This window comes from Zestomonas carbonaria, from assembly GCF_904061905.1.
GTDB classification, from domain to species: domain Bacteria; phylum Pseudomonadota; class Gammaproteobacteria; order Pseudomonadales; family Pseudomonadaceae; genus Aquipseudomonas; species Aquipseudomonas carbonaria.
Map to the genome: position 1 here is coordinate 1 of NZ_CAJFCI010000075.1, position 14831 is coordinate 14831.

At 64.9% G+C, this 14831-nt stretch carries 14 protein-coding genes; 5 read left to right on the forward strand and 9 right to left on the reverse strand.

The genetic code is table 11. The features are described 5' to 3' along the window. Window positions 1-210 precede the first annotated feature (210 nt). Together queD and PSEWESI4_RS18590 are read right to left on the reverse strand one after the other, a co-directional pair. A complete protein-coding gene (gene queD, locus PSEWESI4_RS18585) occupies window positions 211-567 on the reverse strand; it encodes a 6-carboxytetrahydropterin synthase QueD (RefSeq protein ID WP_187672717.1) in 357 nt (118 codons plus the stop codon). Window positions 568-637: 70 nt separating this feature from the next. After that, on the reverse strand, window positions 638-1717 hold the full coding sequence (locus PSEWESI4_RS18590; protein ID WP_187672718.1) for a patatin-like phospholipase family protein: 1080 nt from the start codon (window positions 1715-1717) through the stop codon (window positions 638-640). A 124-nt stretch (window positions 1718-1841) separates the two neighbouring features. On the opposite strand from PSEWESI4_RS18590, the gene PSEWESI4_RS18595 reads away from it, so the two are divergent. Genes PSEWESI4_RS18595 through PSEWESI4_RS18610 form a run of 4 tightly spaced genes read left to right on the forward strand, consistent with a single transcriptional unit; the run spans window position 1842 to window position 4470 of the window. Then, a complete protein-coding gene (locus PSEWESI4_RS18595; RefSeq protein WP_187672719.1) occupies window positions 1842-2147 on the forward strand; it encodes a PepSY domain-containing protein in 306 nt (101 codons plus the stop codon). Beyond that, on the forward strand, window positions 2147-2464 hold the full coding sequence (locus PSEWESI4_RS18600) for a PepSY domain-containing protein (protein ID WP_187672720.1): 318 nt from the start codon (window positions 2147-2149) through the stop codon (window positions 2462-2464). The genes PSEWESI4_RS18595 and PSEWESI4_RS18600 overlap by 1 nt, the downstream gene beginning before the upstream one ends. Continuing rightward, entirely contained in the window at window positions 2465-3133 is a 669-nt protein-coding gene (locus PSEWESI4_RS18605) for a response regulator transcription factor (RefSeq protein ID WP_187672721.1), read from the forward strand. It begins immediately after the preceding gene. Next, on the forward strand, window positions 3130-4470 hold the full coding sequence (locus PSEWESI4_RS18610) for a sensor histidine kinase (protein WP_187672722.1): 1341 nt from the start codon (window positions 3130-3132) through the stop codon (window positions 4468-4470). Before PSEWESI4_RS18605 ends, PSEWESI4_RS18610 begins: the two co-directional genes overlap by 4 nt. 55 nt (window positions 4471-4525) lie before the next feature. On the opposite strand, the gene PSEWESI4_RS18615 is transcribed toward PSEWESI4_RS18610, so the two are convergent. Both PSEWESI4_RS18615 and PSEWESI4_RS25585 read right to left on the reverse strand, forming a co-directional pair. After that, window positions 4526-5122 carry an NADPH-dependent FMN reductase gene (locus tag PSEWESI4_RS18615; RefSeq protein WP_187672723.1) on the reverse strand — a complete coding sequence of 199 codons (597 nt, stop codon included), beginning with the start codon at window positions 5120-5122 and terminating at the stop codon, window positions 4526-4528. Window positions 5123-5287: 165 nt separating this feature from the next. Continuing rightward, the gene (locus tag PSEWESI4_RS25585) at window positions 5288-7432 is read right to left on the reverse strand and encodes a methyl-accepting chemotaxis protein (protein ID WP_187672724.1); all 2145 of its coding nucleotides are present in this window, start codon (window positions 7430-7432) and stop codon (window positions 5288-5290) included. Between the two features lie 275 nt (window positions 7433-7707). Between PSEWESI4_RS25585 and PSEWESI4_RS18625 the strand changes: the two genes are divergently transcribed. After that, a complete protein-coding gene (locus tag PSEWESI4_RS18625) occupies window positions 7708-9024 on the forward strand; it encodes a Na+/H+ antiporter family protein (RefSeq protein ID WP_187672725.1) in 1317 nt (438 codons plus the stop codon). A 114-nt stretch (window positions 9025-9138) separates the two neighbouring features. On the opposite strand, the gene nuoN is transcribed toward PSEWESI4_RS18625, so the two are convergent. From nuoN to nuoJ, 5 genes are read right to left on the reverse strand one after another with little or no spacing between them, the layout of a single operon-like run. After that, complete coding sequence (gene nuoN, locus PSEWESI4_RS18630) at window positions 9139-10614, reverse strand: NADH-quinone oxidoreductase subunit NuoN (protein ID WP_187672726.1); 1476 nt, start codon at window positions 10612-10614, stop codon at window positions 9139-9141. A gap of 8 nt (window positions 10615-10622) precedes the next feature. Further along, window positions 10623-12152 carry an NADH-quinone oxidoreductase subunit M gene (gene nuoM, locus PSEWESI4_RS18635; RefSeq protein WP_187672727.1) on the reverse strand — a complete coding sequence of 510 codons (1530 nt, stop codon included), beginning with the start codon at window positions 12150-12152 and terminating at the stop codon, window positions 10623-10625. Window positions 12153-12172: 20 nt separating this feature from the next. Next, entirely contained in the window at window positions 12173-14020 is a 1848-nt protein-coding gene (gene nuoL / locus PSEWESI4_RS18640) for an NADH-quinone oxidoreductase subunit L (protein ID WP_187672728.1), read from the reverse strand. Continuing rightward, on the reverse strand, window positions 14017-14325 hold the full coding sequence (nuoK, locus tag PSEWESI4_RS18645) for an NADH-quinone oxidoreductase subunit NuoK (RefSeq protein ID WP_187672729.1): 309 nt from the start codon (window positions 14323-14325) through the stop codon (window positions 14017-14019). The genes nuoL and nuoK overlap by 4 nt, the downstream gene beginning before the upstream one ends. Then, window positions 14325-14831 (reverse strand): NADH-quinone oxidoreductase subunit J, encoded by a 507-nt coding sequence (gene nuoJ / locus PSEWESI4_RS18650; RefSeq protein ID WP_187672730.1) that lies wholly within the window; start codon window positions 14829-14831, stop codon window positions 14325-14327. The genes nuoK and nuoJ overlap by 1 nt, the downstream gene beginning before the upstream one ends.

Consider the following 14831-nt stretch of genomic DNA (forward strand, 5'->3'; position numbering starts at 1 on the left):
ATGGTAGTGTGGGGTCTCCCCATGTGAGAGTAGGTCATCGTCAAGCTCCTATGCCGAAACCCCCGTCCTGGCAACAGGTCGGGGGTTTCTCTTTGCGCGATGGAAAACCGGGATCCGTCCTCTTGCGTGCTGGAAAGCGGCAAAGGCGAGGCCTTACCAACAAAAAGGCCACCTGAAACGGTGGCCTTTTTGTTGGCTTGATTGGAGGGCTCAGTCGCCTTTGTATTCGCAGCCACTGGTGCAGGTTTCGTGGATGCGTACTCGGGAAAGCTCGGGGAGCAGGGGTTTGAGCTGTTGCCAGATCCACTTGGCGAGCACTTCGCTGGTCGGGTTTTCCAGGCCGGGAATGTCGTTCAGGTAGTTGTGATCGAGCTGTTCGTACAGCGGCTTGAAGATTGCCTTGATCTCCGCGAAGTCGCGTATCCAGCCGGTATGGGGATTGACTTCACCCTCGATATAGATAGCGGCGCGAAAGGAATGCCCATGCAGGCGGCCGCACTTGTGTCCGGCAGGGACATGGGGGAGGCGGTGTGCCGCTTCGAAGGTGAATTCTTTGAACAGTTCCACGGTGTTGCGCTCGTTCGTCTAGGGGCCGCAAGACGGCCTGGAAGAAACCCGCAGTCTACCAGACTTGCATTCAGAGAGCCTGGAGGCGCTGGCCCAGGCTGCCGCTTTCGACCAGTTCGAGGAATTCGTCACCAAGCCTGCGGCTTTCATCCATGGCCTTGCGCCAATAGCGCTCCCGCCCCGCGTCGTCGCCCAGGTAGCGTTTGAAGTCCTTGCGGTCCGGCAGCTTGCCGTGTGGCAGCTTCGCCAGGTATTCGCGCGACGGAGCGATCAGCACCACATCCTGCAAGCGCCCGCTGTCGCCACGGCGCCAGGGAATGCCCTTGTCGAACCAGCCGGGGATGACCTTGTCGGTGAAGTGTGGGTAAAGCACCACGTCGCTGCCGCTGTAGGGGAGATCGAGGTGATAGTCGAGCAGCCCACCGTCCCGATAGGTGCCTGCACCTGCTCCCGGGATGTCGCGAACGCCCTCCATCACCATTGGAATGGAGCCGGAGGCGAGCAGGGCATGGCGCAGGTTGCCGGTGTCGAGCGGCAGGCAGCGGGACGGGAAGTCGTTGAGTTCGCCCAGCGGTGGGTTCCGGCGGGCATCGTGCAGGATCACCCGCTCGAAGTGCCTGGACAACCGGGGGCGTCCGATCAGGTTGTCGGCGATCACCGAGGAAAGTCCGAGACCAAGGCGGTCGCGGCGATCATCGGCCAGCAGGCCATGGCTCTTGACCACGACGATGTTCAGGCGGTAGTGCGGATTGGCCAGGATCCTGGCGTCCTGGCCGGCGAGCAGGTCGTCCAGCATACGGCTGCAGCTACGTGAAACCTCGGAGATGCTGGCTCGTTTGCCGAAGCGTTGCTGGGTATAGAGTTCGCCGAGGAGTCGGATGCCGGCTGCAGCATCCGGCAGGCATGCGCTGGCGAAGCGCCAGGAACCGATGGAGGCGCCGATCAACGAGCGCTCGCGTGGCGCTCGTGGCAGCCAGTCGCCGAACAGGGCCAGGTCCAGCCCCTGGATGCCCAAGGCCTTGGGGCCGCCGGCGGCGCCGGGCAGGATGCCGACATCGCCGGGATTCAGGCCCTGTTCCCGGATGCGTCGCAGGGCGCGAGGACCAGCCTTGAGGGTGAGGGCGGGGGACTTGATGTGAATGGCGCTCATGCCGACCTCCGTGAGACGAGGTTGCGATTATAGAGGTACTTGTGGGCGATTCAGCTTGAATTAAGTCCTGAAAGCTAAGGTAGCTCCCGTAGACAACAGACAGGTTCTGCAGGAGATTACCCCCATGAAAAAATTGAGCACCCTGTTCGCCGTGGCCGCCATCACCATTGCCGCCAACGTGCAAGCGCACGATCTGGGGCCGGACGAAGCCTTGCGCCTGCGCGATGCGGGTACCATCCAATCCTTTGAAAAACTCAATGCGGCGGCGATCGCCAGGCATCCGGGCGCGACCGTGACCGAAAGCGAGCTGGAGCAGGAGTACGGCCGCTACATCTACCAGGTGGAGTTGCGTGATCCTCAAGGCGTGCATTGGGATCTTGAGCTGGATGCCACCAATGGCCAGGTCCTGAAGGACCATCAGGACGACTGATGAAACTGATTGCCCGCTACAGCGGCATTTTGGCCCTGATATGCGTGCTCCTGGTGCTGAGCTTCTCCGTCGAGGCCCGTGACCTGGACCAGGACGAAGCGCTCAAGCTGCGTGAGGCGGGTATCATCCAGTCCTTCGACCAACTGCTTTCCGCTGCCATGGCCCGCTACCCCGGAGCACGCCTCCTGGAAGTCGAGCTGGAAGAGGAAGATGGCATCTATGTTTATGAGGTGGAGCTGCTCACGACCTCTGGCGTTGTTCGTGAGCTGGAGTTGGATGCCCGCGACGGGCGCATCCTGAAGGATGAGGAAGACTAGATGCGTTTGCTGCTGGTGGAGGACCACGTACCCCTGGCCGACGAATTGCTGGCCGGCCTGGGGCGTCAGGGCTATGCGGTGGACTGGCTGGCCGATGGCCGTGATGCTGCCTACCAGGGCGCGACCGAGCCTTATGACCTGATCATTCTCGATCTCGGCCTGCCCGGAAAACCAGGGCTCGAAGTGCTGCGCGAATGGCGTGGCGGCGGCCTCTCCACGCCGGTGCTGATCCTCACCGCGCGTGGCTCCTGGGCGGAGCGTATCGATGGATTGAAGGCCGGCGCCGACGATTACCTGACCAAGCCTTTCCATCCCGAGGAGCTGCAGTTGCGTATCCAGGCGCTGCTGCGTCGCTCCCACGGGGTGGCCAACCAGCCCCGCCTCGAAGCGTCCGGCCTGCAGCTCGACGAAAGCCGCCAATGCGTCAGCCTCAACGGAAACGAGATTGACCTCACCGCGGCGGAGTTTCGCCTGCTGCGCTATTTCATGCTGCACCCGGGGCAGATCCTCTCCAAGTCGCACTTGGCCGAACATCTCTACGATGGCGAAAGCGAGCGCGACTCCAATGTCATCGAAGTGCATGTCAACCACCTGCGCCGCAAGTTGGGGCGCGAGGTGATCGAGACGCGCCGTGGACAGGGGTATCGTTTCGATGGGGTAGCTGGGTGAGGTCGATCCAGCGTCGCCTGAGCCTGGGGCTCGTCGGCGTGCTCGTGGTGGTGGGCCTGGCCCTGGCGCAGACCAGCCTGTGGCTGGCGGACATCGGCCTGCGCCGCTACCTGGAAGACTCCTTGCGCTATGAGGCCGAAAGCCTGCTGGCGGCCATGGTGCGCGGGCCGCAGGGTATCCAACTGGATGACCAGCGGCTGGTCGCCAGCTACCAGCGCCCGTTTTCCGGCCACTATTTCCGGGTCGATTTCGACGCACAGAGTTGGCGCTCGCGCTCGCTCTGGGATCGCGAGTTGCTGACGCCGCCCACCGTCGGTTTGCAGGAGACCCTGGCCGACGGGCCCCATGGCCAGTTGCTGCTGGTCTACCGTGCCGATTTCCGAAGGTTTGGCGAGCAGATGAAGATCAGCGTCGCCAGGGACTACAGCCCGGTGCTGCGCAATATCCGCCAATTCCGCTGGATCGTCCTGGGAGTCGGGGGGAGTGCGCTGTTGCTGATCCTGTTCCTGCAACGCCTGATCGTGCGCCGGGCGCTCCAGCCGCTGGAGCGGACGCGCCAGCAGATCGAGCAGTTGCAACAGGGGCAGCGCTCGGTCCTGGACACCGAGGTTCCAGTGGAGCTGGAGCCCCTGGTCCGCCAGATCAACCATCTGCTGGCCCATACCGAGGAAACGCTGAAGCGCTCACGCAATGCCCTGGGCAATCTCGGCCATGCCTTGAAGACACCCCTGGCGGTCCTGGTTAGCCTGGCCGATCGCGACGAACTGAAGGATCACCCCGAGTTGCGCGAGAGCCTGCAGCAGCAACTCGTCTCGATCGAGCAGCGCCTGGGCCGGGAGTTGGGACGCGCCCGCCTGGCCGGCGAGGCATTGCCCGGGGCGCATTTCAATTGCGACGAGGAACTTCCCGGGCTGTTCTCCACCCTGGCGATGATCCACGGTCGTGGTCTCGAACTGGACTGGCAGGCAACACCGGGACTGCGCCTGCCATGGGATCGCGAGGATTTGCTGGAACTGCTCGGAAACCTGCTGGACAACGCCTGCAAGTGGGCGCGCCACAAGGTCCGTTTGAGCATCGAAGCAGGCGAATCAGAGGTCCTGCTACTGGTCGACGACGATGGGCCAGGCGTCGGTGCTGAGCAGCGCGAGGATATTCTCAGCCGGGGCGCGCGCCTGGATGAGCAGGTCGCCGGGCATGGCCTGGGGCTGGGGATCGTGCGCGATATCGTGGAAAGCTGGCAGGGCCGCCTGCAGTTGCAGGACAGCCCGTGGGACGGCTTGCGGGTGAGTGTCGAGTTGCCGCTGGGTGTTTCTGGGCCCCCGCGAACGCGGGGGTGACAGGAAAAATACCGGGCTTCCCGTCACTCCCGTGAATGCGGGAGTCCAGTGACACCTACATGCCGTTGGCGAACGCCGGGTTGCTCATGTCGATGGACGCACGCACCGGTTTCAGGGCCTGGGCGTACTTGGCCAGGATATCCAGGTCGTAGTCGATGCGCGCGCGCAGACGGGCGTCGTCTTCGCTGGCGGCCTCGACCTCGTTCAGCACCTTTTCCGCATGACGGACGATCAGGTGCTCGGGGATGTAGCACAGGCGGCAGTTCTTGTAGCCGGAGGCGCGCAGTTCGCTGATCGGGTAGGCGCCGCCGACGCCAGAGGACACGCCGACCAGCAGGCCCGGCTTGTGCGCCAGCTCGGTCTTGCTCGCATAGAGGAAGAAGTTCTTGATCGCCGGGCAGGCCATACCGTGCCATTCCGGGGCGATGACGATCACCGCATCGGCGGTTTGCAGCACTTCGGCGAACTGGCTCCAGGGACCGCCGTGCTCGGCGGGCCAGAGGGGCAGCGGGTTCTGTCCGAGATCGATGACCTGGCTGAGGTCTTCCCGGGTATGGCCCTGTTCGATCAGGCGTTGGCGCAGGTAGCGGGCGATCTTGGACGATTGGCTGTTGGCGCGGCTGGAGCCGGCGACGATGGCGAAATTCAGCATGCTCGAGGTTCCCTTCATACAGAGACGCGCAGGCTATAGCTGCGCAAGAAAGTCGACAATTCGTGGTGCGTCAGGCCGGTGGTCGAATGACGCCAGCGCTGTTGGGAAGGGCCGGCGGAGCCGGCTGGCGGCCGGGCGGGAAATGCCCGGCCGCGAAGGCTGCCACTATACGCGGAATTGATCCATCAGGCCCTGCTGGTGGTTGGCCAGGCTGTTCAGCGACTGGCTGACCCGCGCCGACTCGTCGGCCTGTCCGGACAGCGATTCGGTGACGTCGCGGATGGTGGCGACGTTGCGGTTGATCTCCTCGGCCACCGCGCTCTGTTCTTCGGCGGCGCTGGCGATCTGCAGGTTCATGTCGGTGATCACCGACACCGCTTCGCCGATACGCCGCAGCGCCGCTACCGCCTGCTCGACCTGGGCCACGCTGCTCTGCGCCTGCTGGTGGCTGTTGTTCATCGAGCCGACCACCTCGCGGGTGCCGTTCTGCAGGCCCTCGATCACCTGGCGGATCTCTTCCACCGAATCCTGGGTGCGCCTGGCCAGATTGCGCACCTCGTCCGCAACCACCGCGAAACCGCGCCCGGCCTCGCCGGCCCGGGCTGCTTCGATGGCCGCGTTGAGGGCCAGCAGGTTGGTCTGTTCGGCGATACCACGGATCACCTCGAGCACCGAGCCGATCTGCTCGCTGCTGGCGGCCAGGCCCTCGACCTGGCTCATGGCGCTGGTCATGTCGCGGGCCAGGTTGTCGATGGCGGTGGTGGTCTGGTCGATCACGCCGAGCCCTTCGCGGGTGGCCTGGTCGGCACCGCGAGCGGCTTCTGCGGCCTGGGCGGCGCTGCGTGCGACGTCCTGTGCGGTGGCGCTCATTTCGTTGGAGGCGGTGGCCACCTGCTCGACTTCGCGGAACTGCTGCTGCATGCCGGAGCTGGTCTGGCTGGCGATGATGGCGGACTGGTCGGCGGTGCCACGGGCGTCCTGCACGCTGCGTTTGACGTCGGCGATGATCGGCTGGAGCTTGTCGAGGAAGCGGTTGAACCAGCCGGCCAACTCGCCCAGTTCATCTTGCCGCGCGTAGTCGAGGCGGCGGGTCAGGTCGCCTTCTCCGCTGGCGATGTTGCGCAGCATTGCGGCCACGTTGAGGATCGGCCGGGTCACCCCACGGGCGGTCAGCCACATCAGCAGCAGGCCGCCCAGCACCGCGATCAGGCCAAGCCCCAGGGAGACCAGGCTGTCGGAGAGTCGACGTTCGTCCAACTGGTCCTCCAGTCGCTGCGCCGGCTCGTGCAACAACTGCTGGGGGACTTCGAGCAAGACGCTCCACGGCTTGGCCTCGGGGATCGGCTGCAGCGGTTCGAGCACGCGCAACATTTGGTCGTCGCCGAATACCCGGGCGTGTCCCTGGCTGGTCAGGCGGATCAGTTCGCCGTCCTGTCCGGCGAAGGCGCTGCCGGCCGCCTTGCCGAGCAAGGTGGCGTCGCGGCTGTGGCCGGCGAGGAAGCCTGCCGGGCTGAGGATGCTGACGTGTCCCTGGCCCTGGTAGAGCTCCTGGTTGGCCTTCAGGCTGATCTGCTGGAGGCTGGCCAGGCTGATATCGACCCCCATCACGCCGATGACCTTGCCATCCTTCTCCAGCGGGAAGGCGATGCTGGTCATCAGGATGGACTGACCGTTGACGTCGTCGAGGTAAGGATCGATCAGGCATGTCGTGCCGCTGTCCCGCGGGCAGGTGTACCAACTGTTGTAGGCCATGCCGTTGGTCCCGGTGCTGGTGTCGTTGAGCATCTCCTCGGGCATGGCTTCGCTCTCCAGTTGCCCAGGGATGCCTTGCGACCAGTACAGCGCGAAACGGCCTTTGTCGTTGCTGCCCAGTTCGCCCTGGTCGGCGAACAGTTCGTCCTTGCCGTCCAGGGCGTTGGGTTCGAATACGACGTAGAGGCCGAGCAGCGACGGGTTGGCTTCCAGGGCGGTGCGCACCTGGCGGGTCAGGTCTTCGCGCAGGTCATAGGCATCGAGGAAGCGCTTTTCCGCCTGCTCGCGGAGGAACAGCACCTGACGGGAAAAGCCCTTGCCGTACTGATAGGCGTCCATGAAATAGCGCTGGATGCGCAGGGCCTGGGTTTCTCCACGGGCTTGCATGCGTTGCCGGGCGGCCTCCTCGAGCATCTGCGAGCTCGAAGCCTTGACCAGTTCGGCGCTGCGTTTGGACTGGTAGAGCGATGCGGCTACCAGCAGGGTGACGATGGCCAGCAGGCAGAGTCCGGCCAACAGGCTGATTTTCCACTGGATGGAGAGACGGTTGGAAAGCATCAGGAACACCTTCAGTTCGACAACTACAAGCCTCTATCGGCACGCTCCGGTCTTTCTTGACCACGTCTTGCTCCGTGGCCGATCGGGTTGCCGACACTCAGTGACGAACGAAGGCAAGAAGCATGCTTGGCTGTAGGTCGATGACACGAGGTCGTAGCCAGGCGTCGTGTCATCGAAGGTCGTCGGGCGGACTTTGACAGGGTCCGGGGCGTTGGGCAGAGTACGCGGTTTTTTGCGCCGCTCGGCCGGCGCTCCGAAGGGCAGGAGGTGGGGAAATGAACGCAGTCGTGATGGCGATTGGCATCATGTTGGTGCTCAGCCTGTGCCGTGTGCATGTGGTGATCGCCTTGATCGTCGGTGCACTGGCCGGTGGTCTGCTGGGTGGATTGGGGCTGGAGGATACCTTGCAGGCCTTCAACAACGGCCTGGGCGGTGGCGCCACGGTGGCGCTGTCCTATGCGCTGCTCGGCGCCTTCGCCGTCGCCATCGCCAAGTCCGGACTGGCGCATGCGCTGGCGGACAAGGCGCTGGTTCTGGTGGGCAAAGGAAACGGGCAGGGCTCCGGCATGCTGAAGGCACTGCTGATCCTGCTGGTCCTGGCGGTGGCCATCTCGTCGCAGAACATCCTGCCGATCCACATCGCCTTCATTCCTCTGCTGATCCCGCCGCTGCTGTATGTGTTCGCCCGCCTGCGCATCGATCGCCGGCTGATAGCCTGCGTCATCACCTTCGGCCTGATCACGCCCTACATGTTCCTGCCGGTAGGCTTCGGCAACATCTTCCTCAACGAGATCCTGCTGGCCAACGTGGTGCGCAGCGGAGTGGACGTCAGCGGTGTGAACGTCACCGAGGCGATGGCCATTCCGGCGCTCGGCATGCTCTGTGGCCTGGTGCTGGCGTTGCTCAGCTATCGCCGGAAGCGCGACTACGATCTCGAGCGGATCGAGCAGGTGGAGCAGGTCAGCGTCAGCTATCGACCACGCACCCTGCTGGTGGCCGGGGCGGCAGTCGTCACCGCGTTCGGCGTGCAGTTGTGGCTGGACTCGATGATCGTCGGCGCGCTGGCCGGCTTCGTGCTGTTTTCCCTGTCGGGAGTGGTGCGTTGGCGCGAGGCCGACGACCTGTTCACCGAGGGCATGAAGATGATGGCGATGATCGGCTTCATCATGATTGCGGCGGCCGGCTTCGCCGAGGTGATGAAGGCGACCGGTCAGGTGAAGACCCTGGTGGACACTTCCGCAGCCTGGATCGGCAACAGCAGGGCGCTCGGTGCGCTGTTGATGCTATTGGTGGGCCTGCTGGTGACCATGGGCATCGGTTCGTCGTTTTCCACCGTGCCGATCATCGCGGCTATCTTCGTGCCGCTGGGGGTGGAGCTGGGCTTCAGCCCGCTGGCCATCGTCAGCATCGTGGGCACTGCCGGGGCGCTGGGCGATGCTGGCTCGCCGGCTTCCGACTCGACGCTCGGGCCGACCGCCGGGTTGAACGTCGACGGCCAGCACAACCACATCTGGGATACCGTGGTACCGACCTTCCTGCACTACAACCTGCCATTGCTGGCTTTTGGCTGGGTGGCTGCGATGGTGTTGTAGGAGCTCTGCTCGCGAAGCGCTTGCGCTGCTGGAGTTCGCGGGCAGAGCTCGCTTCTACGGTGAACAGACACAAAAAACCCGGCATTGCAGCCGGGTTTTTCATTGCCTTGTGGATCAGCCGGCGAGGGCCAGTCCGGCATGCTGGACCAGGTCCAGCAACGGCTGCGGGTAGACGCCGAGGGCGAAGGCCAGGATCGCAACGAACAGCAGCATGATGCCGCCGGTACGCTGGGCCCAGTGCAGCGGCGCGTCGTGGCGATGCAGGTTGGGTTCGACCAGGAACATCGCGACCATCACCCGCAGGTAGTAGTACACGCCGATGGCGCTGCCGATCACCAGGGAGGCGAGCAGCCACCATTGCTGCGACTCGACGCCGGCGGCGATCACGTAGAACTTGCCGATGAAGCCGGCGGTCAGCGGGATACCGGCCAGCGACAGCATCATCACGGTCAGCACGGCGGTCAGATACGGGCGGCGCCAGAATAGGCCGCGATACTCGTACAGGGCGTCGCAGTCACGGCCGCTGTAGGGCGTGGACATCAGGGTGATCACCCCGAAGGCGCCCAGGCTGGTGAGCGTGTAGGTGGCCAGGTAGACACCGATGGCCTCGACGGCCAGGCCCTTGCTGGCGATCACCGCGATCAGCAGGTAGCCGAAGTGGGCGATGGAGGAGTAACCGAGCAGGCGCTTGAGGTTGCTCTGGACCAGCGCCAGCAGGTTGCCGATCAGGATCGAGGCCACCGCGATCACCGACAGCACGACGTTCAGCAGTCCCTCGTTGGCCGCCGGGGATATCTGGAACAGGCGCAGCAGCACGGCGAACACCGCCACCTTGCTGGCGGTGGCGAGGAAGGCGGCGACCGGGGCCGGTGCACCCTCGTAGACGTCCGGGGTCCACAGGTGGAAGGGGACCAGCGACAGCTTGAAAGCCAGGCCGACCAGCATCATACCCAGGCCGAGCTGGGCCAGGGCGCTGGGCAGGCCGGTGGCGGCCAGCTTGGCGCCGATGCCGGTGAAGTTCAGGGTACCGGCGTCGGCATACAGCAGCGCCATGCCGAACAGCAGGAAGGCCGAGCCAGCGGCCGACAGCACCATGTACTTGATGCCGGCTTCCAGCGAGCGCTTGTTGAAGAAGGCGTAGGCGACCATGCCGTAGACCGGCACCGAGAGCAGTTCCAGGCCGATGAACAGGCCGGCGAGGTTCTGCGCGCTGACCAGCACGATACCGCCGGCCGCGGCCAGCAGGATCAGCAGGTACAGCTCTTCGCGGTTGCCCGGGTAGCCCTTGCCGTCCTGGTGCTCGCCCAGGTAGGCGTGGGCGAGGGTGACGCAGGCCAGGGTGGCGGCCAGGATCAGGGCGCTGTAGAAGCAGGCGAAGTTGTCCACCTGGAGCAGCTCGGTGACTGCCAGCGGCGTGACTCCGAGGGTCGGGATGATGGACAGCAGGGCGAGGTTGAGACCAGCCACCGACAGGACGAAGGTCAGGGTATGGCTGCGACGCCAGGCGATGCCCAGCATCACCACCACGATGGTGGTGCAGGTGACCAGCAGTGGCAGCAGGGCGATGAGGTGTTGAGTCGTGAATTCCATAGCGCTACTTACCGAGCCGAAGCGAGTTGAGTGAGGGCGGTCCCGAACCACTGCTGCACGCCGTGCATGCTGGCGGCGGAGGTATCGAGCACCGGCTGCGGGTAGACGCCGAGGAGGATCAGCAGCACCGCGAGGCCGAGGATCATGCTCATCTCACGCGGCTGCAGGCCGGCGAGCAGGCTGTCGTCCTTGCTCGGGCCGAAGTAGGCGCGGTGGATCATGATCAGCGCATAGACCGAACCGAATACCAGGCCGGTGGCGGCCAGCACGGTGATCCACGGGGCGACCGGGAAGTTGCCGACCAGGATCAGGAACTCGCCGACGAAGTTGCCGGTGCCCGGCAGGCCAAGGGCCGCCGCGGCGAAGAACAGGCTCAGCGCCGGCAGGTAGGGTAGGCGTGCCCAGAGGCCGCCCATCTGGCGCATGTCGCGGGTGTGGATGCGCTCGTAGAGCTGGCCGCAGAGGATGAACAGCGCCGCGGCGGAGAGGCCGTGGGCGACCATCTGCACCACCGCGCCTTGCAGGGCGATCTGGCTGCCGGAGTAGATGGCGATCAGCACGAAGCCCATGTGCGAGACGCTGGAGTAGGCCACCAGGCGCTTGATGTCGGTCTGCGCGAACGACAGCAGGGCGCCGTAGACGATGGCGAACACGCCCAGCCACATGGCGATCGGCGCGAACTCCGCCGACGCGTTGGGGAACAGCGGCAGGGCGAAGCGCATCAGGCCGTAGGCGGCAGTCTTCAGCAGGATGCCGGCGAGGTCGACGGAGCCGGCGGTCGGCGCCTGGGCGTGGGCGTCCGGCAGCCAGGAGTGCAGCGGCACCACCGGGAACTTCACCGCGAAGGCGATGAAGAAGCCGAGCATCAGCAGGTACTCGGTGCGCGGCGCCAGTTCGGTCTTCAGCAGGTCGGCGTAGTTGAAGGTCAGCACGCCGGTCTGGCCGTAGTGGACCAACACCAGGCCGAGGATCGCCACCAGCATGATCAGGCCGCTGGCCTGGGTGTAGATGAAGAACTTGGTAGCGGCGTTGATGCGGGTCTTGCCTTCGCTGCCGCTATGACCCCAGAGCGCGATGAGGAAGTACATCGGCACCAGCATCATTTCCCAGAAGAAGAAGAACAGGAACAGGTCTACGGCGAGGAACACGCCGACCACGCCGCCGAGGATCCACATCAGGTTGAGGTGGAAGAAGCCGACGCGGTTCTGGATCTCGTTCCACGAGCAGAGCACCGAGAGCACGCCGAGCAGGCCGGTGAGGCTGATCATCAGTACCGACAGGCCGTCGAGGGCGAGGTGGATGCTGATGCCGAAGCGCTCGATCCACTGGACCTGGAACTCGGCCGCCCACTGCGGCGCGGCGCCAGGGGCCGGGGCCAGGCTGAAGTCGCCGGCGGCCCACGACCAGAGGCCGAGACCGAACAGCAGGACCATGCTCAGCAGGGCGATCCAGCGGGGCAGGGTGTTGCCGAAGCGCTCACCGTACCAGCACAGCAGGCCGCCGATGAATGGAATCAGGATTAGCCAGGGCAGAATCATGACGGGCTGTATTCCTTAATTCAGAAAATCATGAGGGTGGCGAGCAGCAGCACGGTGCCGCCGACAATCGAGGCTGCATACCAGCGCAGGTTGCCGGTTTCCGTGCGGCTCATGGCATGGTGCCCGCCACGCGCAAGGCGCGGGATCACACCGATGCTGCGGTCGATCGGGTCGCGACCGAGCAGGCGGCAGATCAGCAGATAGGGTTTGACGAACAGCCGGTCATAGAGCCAGTCGAAGCCCCAGGCGGCGAACCACCAGGCCGACAGGAAGCGGCCGGGGGCGCTGCTGGCGATTGCGCCGACCAGGTTGCGCTTGCCGAGGAACAGCAGGGCGGCGAGCAGGATGCCGGCGATGGCGATGGCGCCCGAGGCGATCTCCAGGCTGTGCTTGGCTTCACCACCGGCATGGCCGACGCTTTCCGGCAGCACGCCGGCCAGCGGCGGGGTGATCAGCGCTCCGACGAAGGTGGAGAGCACCAGCAGCGTCACCAGCGGCAGGCCATGGGCCAGGCCGTGGCCGGCGTGGGCCTCGGTCTTGGCTTCGCCGTGGAAGGCGATGAAGATCAGCCGGAAGGTGTAGATCGACGTCAGGAAGGCCCCGGCAAGACCTGCGTAGAGCAGCGCCTGGTGACCGCTGGCGAAGGCTTCCCAGAGGATCTCGTCCTTGGAGTAGAAGCCGGCGGTGACCAGCGGCAGGGCGGCCAGGGCGGCGCCGCCGACGATGAAGCTGGCGTAGGCCAGCGGCAGCTTCTTCCACAGGCCGCCCATCTTGAAGATGTTCTGCTCGTGGTGGCAGGCGTTGATCACCGAGCCGGAGGCGAGGAACAGCAGGGCCTTGAAGAAGGCGTGGGTCATCAGGTGGAAGATCGCCGCGCTCCAGGCGCCGACGCCGAGCGCCAGGAACATGTAGCCGATCTGGCTCATGGTCGAGTAGGCGAGGATGCGCTTGATGTCGGTCTGCACCAGGGCGGCGAAGCCGGCCAGCACCAGGGTCGCGGCGCCGACGATGCCGACCAGTTCGAGGATTTCCGGGGTCAGCAGGAACAGTCCGTGGGTCCGGGCGATCAGGTAGACGCCGGCGGTCACCATGGTCGCCGCGTGGATCAGCGCGGAGACCGGGGTCGGACCGGCCATGGCGTCGGCCAGCCAGGTCTGCAGCGGCAACTGGGCGGATTTGCCCACCGCGCCGCCGAGCAGCATCAGGGTTGCCACCCACAGCCAGGTGTCGCCGGCCACGTACTTCTGCGGCGCCAGCACCAGCAGTTCCTGGATGTTCAGGGTGCCGAGGTGCATGAACAGGATGAACAGGCCGATGGCCATGAACACGTCGCCGATACGGGTAACGATGAAGGCCTTGAGCGCTGCGTTGCCGTTCGGTACGTGCTTGAAGTAGAAGCCGATCAGCAGGTAGGAGCACAGCCCCACGCCTTCCCAGCCGAAGTACAGGAACAGCAGGTTGTCGCCGAGCACCAGGAACAGCATGCTGGCGATGAACAGGTTGGTGTAGGCGAAGAAGCGCGAGTAACCCTCTTCACCGCGCATGTACCAGGATGCGAACAGGTGGATCAGGAAGCCGACGCCGGTGACCACACCGAGCATGGTCAGCGACAGGCCGTCCAGGTACAGGGTGAAGCTGGGCGCGAAGCCATCCACGCTCATCCACTGCCAGAGCACCTGGGTGAACACGCCGCCTTCCGGCGGATTGACGTTGAACTGCCAGATGATCCAGGCGGCGACCAGGGCGGACAGGCCGACCGAGCCGACGCCGATGACGGCAGAGGTGTTTTCCGAGAAACGCCCGCGGGAGAAGGCCAGGACGAGCCAGCCGAGCAGCGGGAAGAGGCAGGTCAGGAATAGTAGGTTCATCCGCGCATCTCGCTGGCAGCGTCGATATCGAGGGTGTGGAAGCGGCGGTAGAGCTGCAGGAGGATCGCCAGGCCGATGCTGGCCTCCGCGGCTGCCAGGGTGATGATCAGGATGAACATCACCTGGCCGTCGGGCTGCGCCCAGCGGCTACCGGCGACCACGAAGGCCAGCGCGGCGGCGTTCATCATGATTTCCAGGCTCATCAGCACGAACAGGATGTTGCGCCGCACCATCAGGCCGACCAGGCCGAGGCAGAACAGCACGCCGGCGACCGCCAGGCCGTGCTCCAGGGGGATCGAGTTCATCATGGTTCCTTGGCCTCGTGTCGTCCGAGGTGGAAGGCCGCGACCAGGGCCGCGAGCAGCAGCAGGGAAGCGAGTTCGACGACCAGCAGGTAGGGACCGAACAGGCTGATGCCGACCGCCTTGGCGTCGACATCGGTCAGGCCCAGGGGCGCTCCGCTATCGGACAGGCCGAACAGCACATAGAGCAGCTCGGCCAGCAGCGCCGCCGACAGCAGCGCGGGGCCGGTCCAGATGCCCGGTGATAGCCACTTGCGTTCCTGCTCGACGATGGCTGGCCCGAGGTTGAGCATCATCACCACGAACACGAACAGCACCATGATGGCGCCGGCGTAGACGATGATCTCCAGGGCTCCGGCGAAGGGCGCGCCCAGGCTGAAGAAGCACATGGCCACCGCCAGCAGGGAGATGATCAGGTAGAGCAGGGCATGTACCGGGTTGCTGTTGGTGATCACCCGCAGCGTGGACACCACGGCAATGCCAGCAGAGAAATAGAAAGCGAATTCCAT

Excerpts from the sequence above, each read along its gene's own strand:
- PSEWESI4_RS25585 (WP_187672724.1), bottom strand. The coding sequence starts at position 7,432 with ATGCTTTCCAACCGTCTCTCCATCCAGTGGAAAATCAGCCTGTTGGCC.
- nuoL (WP_187672728.1), bottom strand. The coding sequence starts at position 14,020 with ATGAACCTACTATTCCTGACCTGCCTCTTCCCGCTGCTCGGCTGGCTC.
- PSEWESI4_RS18600 (WP_187672720.1), top strand. The coding sequence starts at position 2,147 with ATGAAACTGATTGCCCGCTACAGCGGCATTTTGGCCCTGATATGCGTG.
- nuoM (WP_187672727.1), bottom strand. The coding sequence starts at position 12,152 with ATGATTCTGCCCTGGCTAATCCTGATTCCATTCATCGGCGGCCTGCTG.
- PSEWESI4_RS18595 (WP_187672719.1), top strand. The coding sequence starts at position 1,842 with ATGAAAAAATTGAGCACCCTGTTCGCCGTGGCCGCCATCACCATTGCC.
- nuoJ (WP_187672730.1), bottom strand. The coding sequence starts at position 14,831 with ATGGAATTCGCTTTCTATTTCTCTGCTGGCATTGCCGTGGTGTCCACG.
- nuoK (WP_187672729.1), bottom strand. The coding sequence starts at position 14,325 with ATGAACTCGATCCCCCTGGAGCACGGCCTGGCGGTCGCCGGCGTGCTG.
- PSEWESI4_RS18590 (WP_187672718.1), bottom strand. The coding sequence starts at position 1,717 with ATGAGCGCCATTCACATCAAGTCCCCCGCCCTCACCCTCAAGGCTGGT.
- PSEWESI4_RS18615 (WP_187672723.1), bottom strand. The coding sequence starts at position 5,122 with ATGCTGAATTTCGCCATCGTCGCCGGCTCCAGCCGCGCCAACAGCCAA.
- PSEWESI4_RS18605 (WP_187672721.1), top strand. The coding sequence starts at position 2,465 with ATGCGTTTGCTGCTGGTGGAGGACCACGTACCCCTGGCCGACGAATTG.
- PSEWESI4_RS18625 (WP_187672725.1), top strand. The coding sequence starts at position 7,708 with ATGAACGCAGTCGTGATGGCGATTGGCATCATGTTGGTGCTCAGCCTG.
- nuoN (WP_187672726.1), bottom strand. The coding sequence starts at position 10,614 with ATGGAATTCACGACTCAACACCTCATCGCCCTGCTGCCACTGCTGGTC.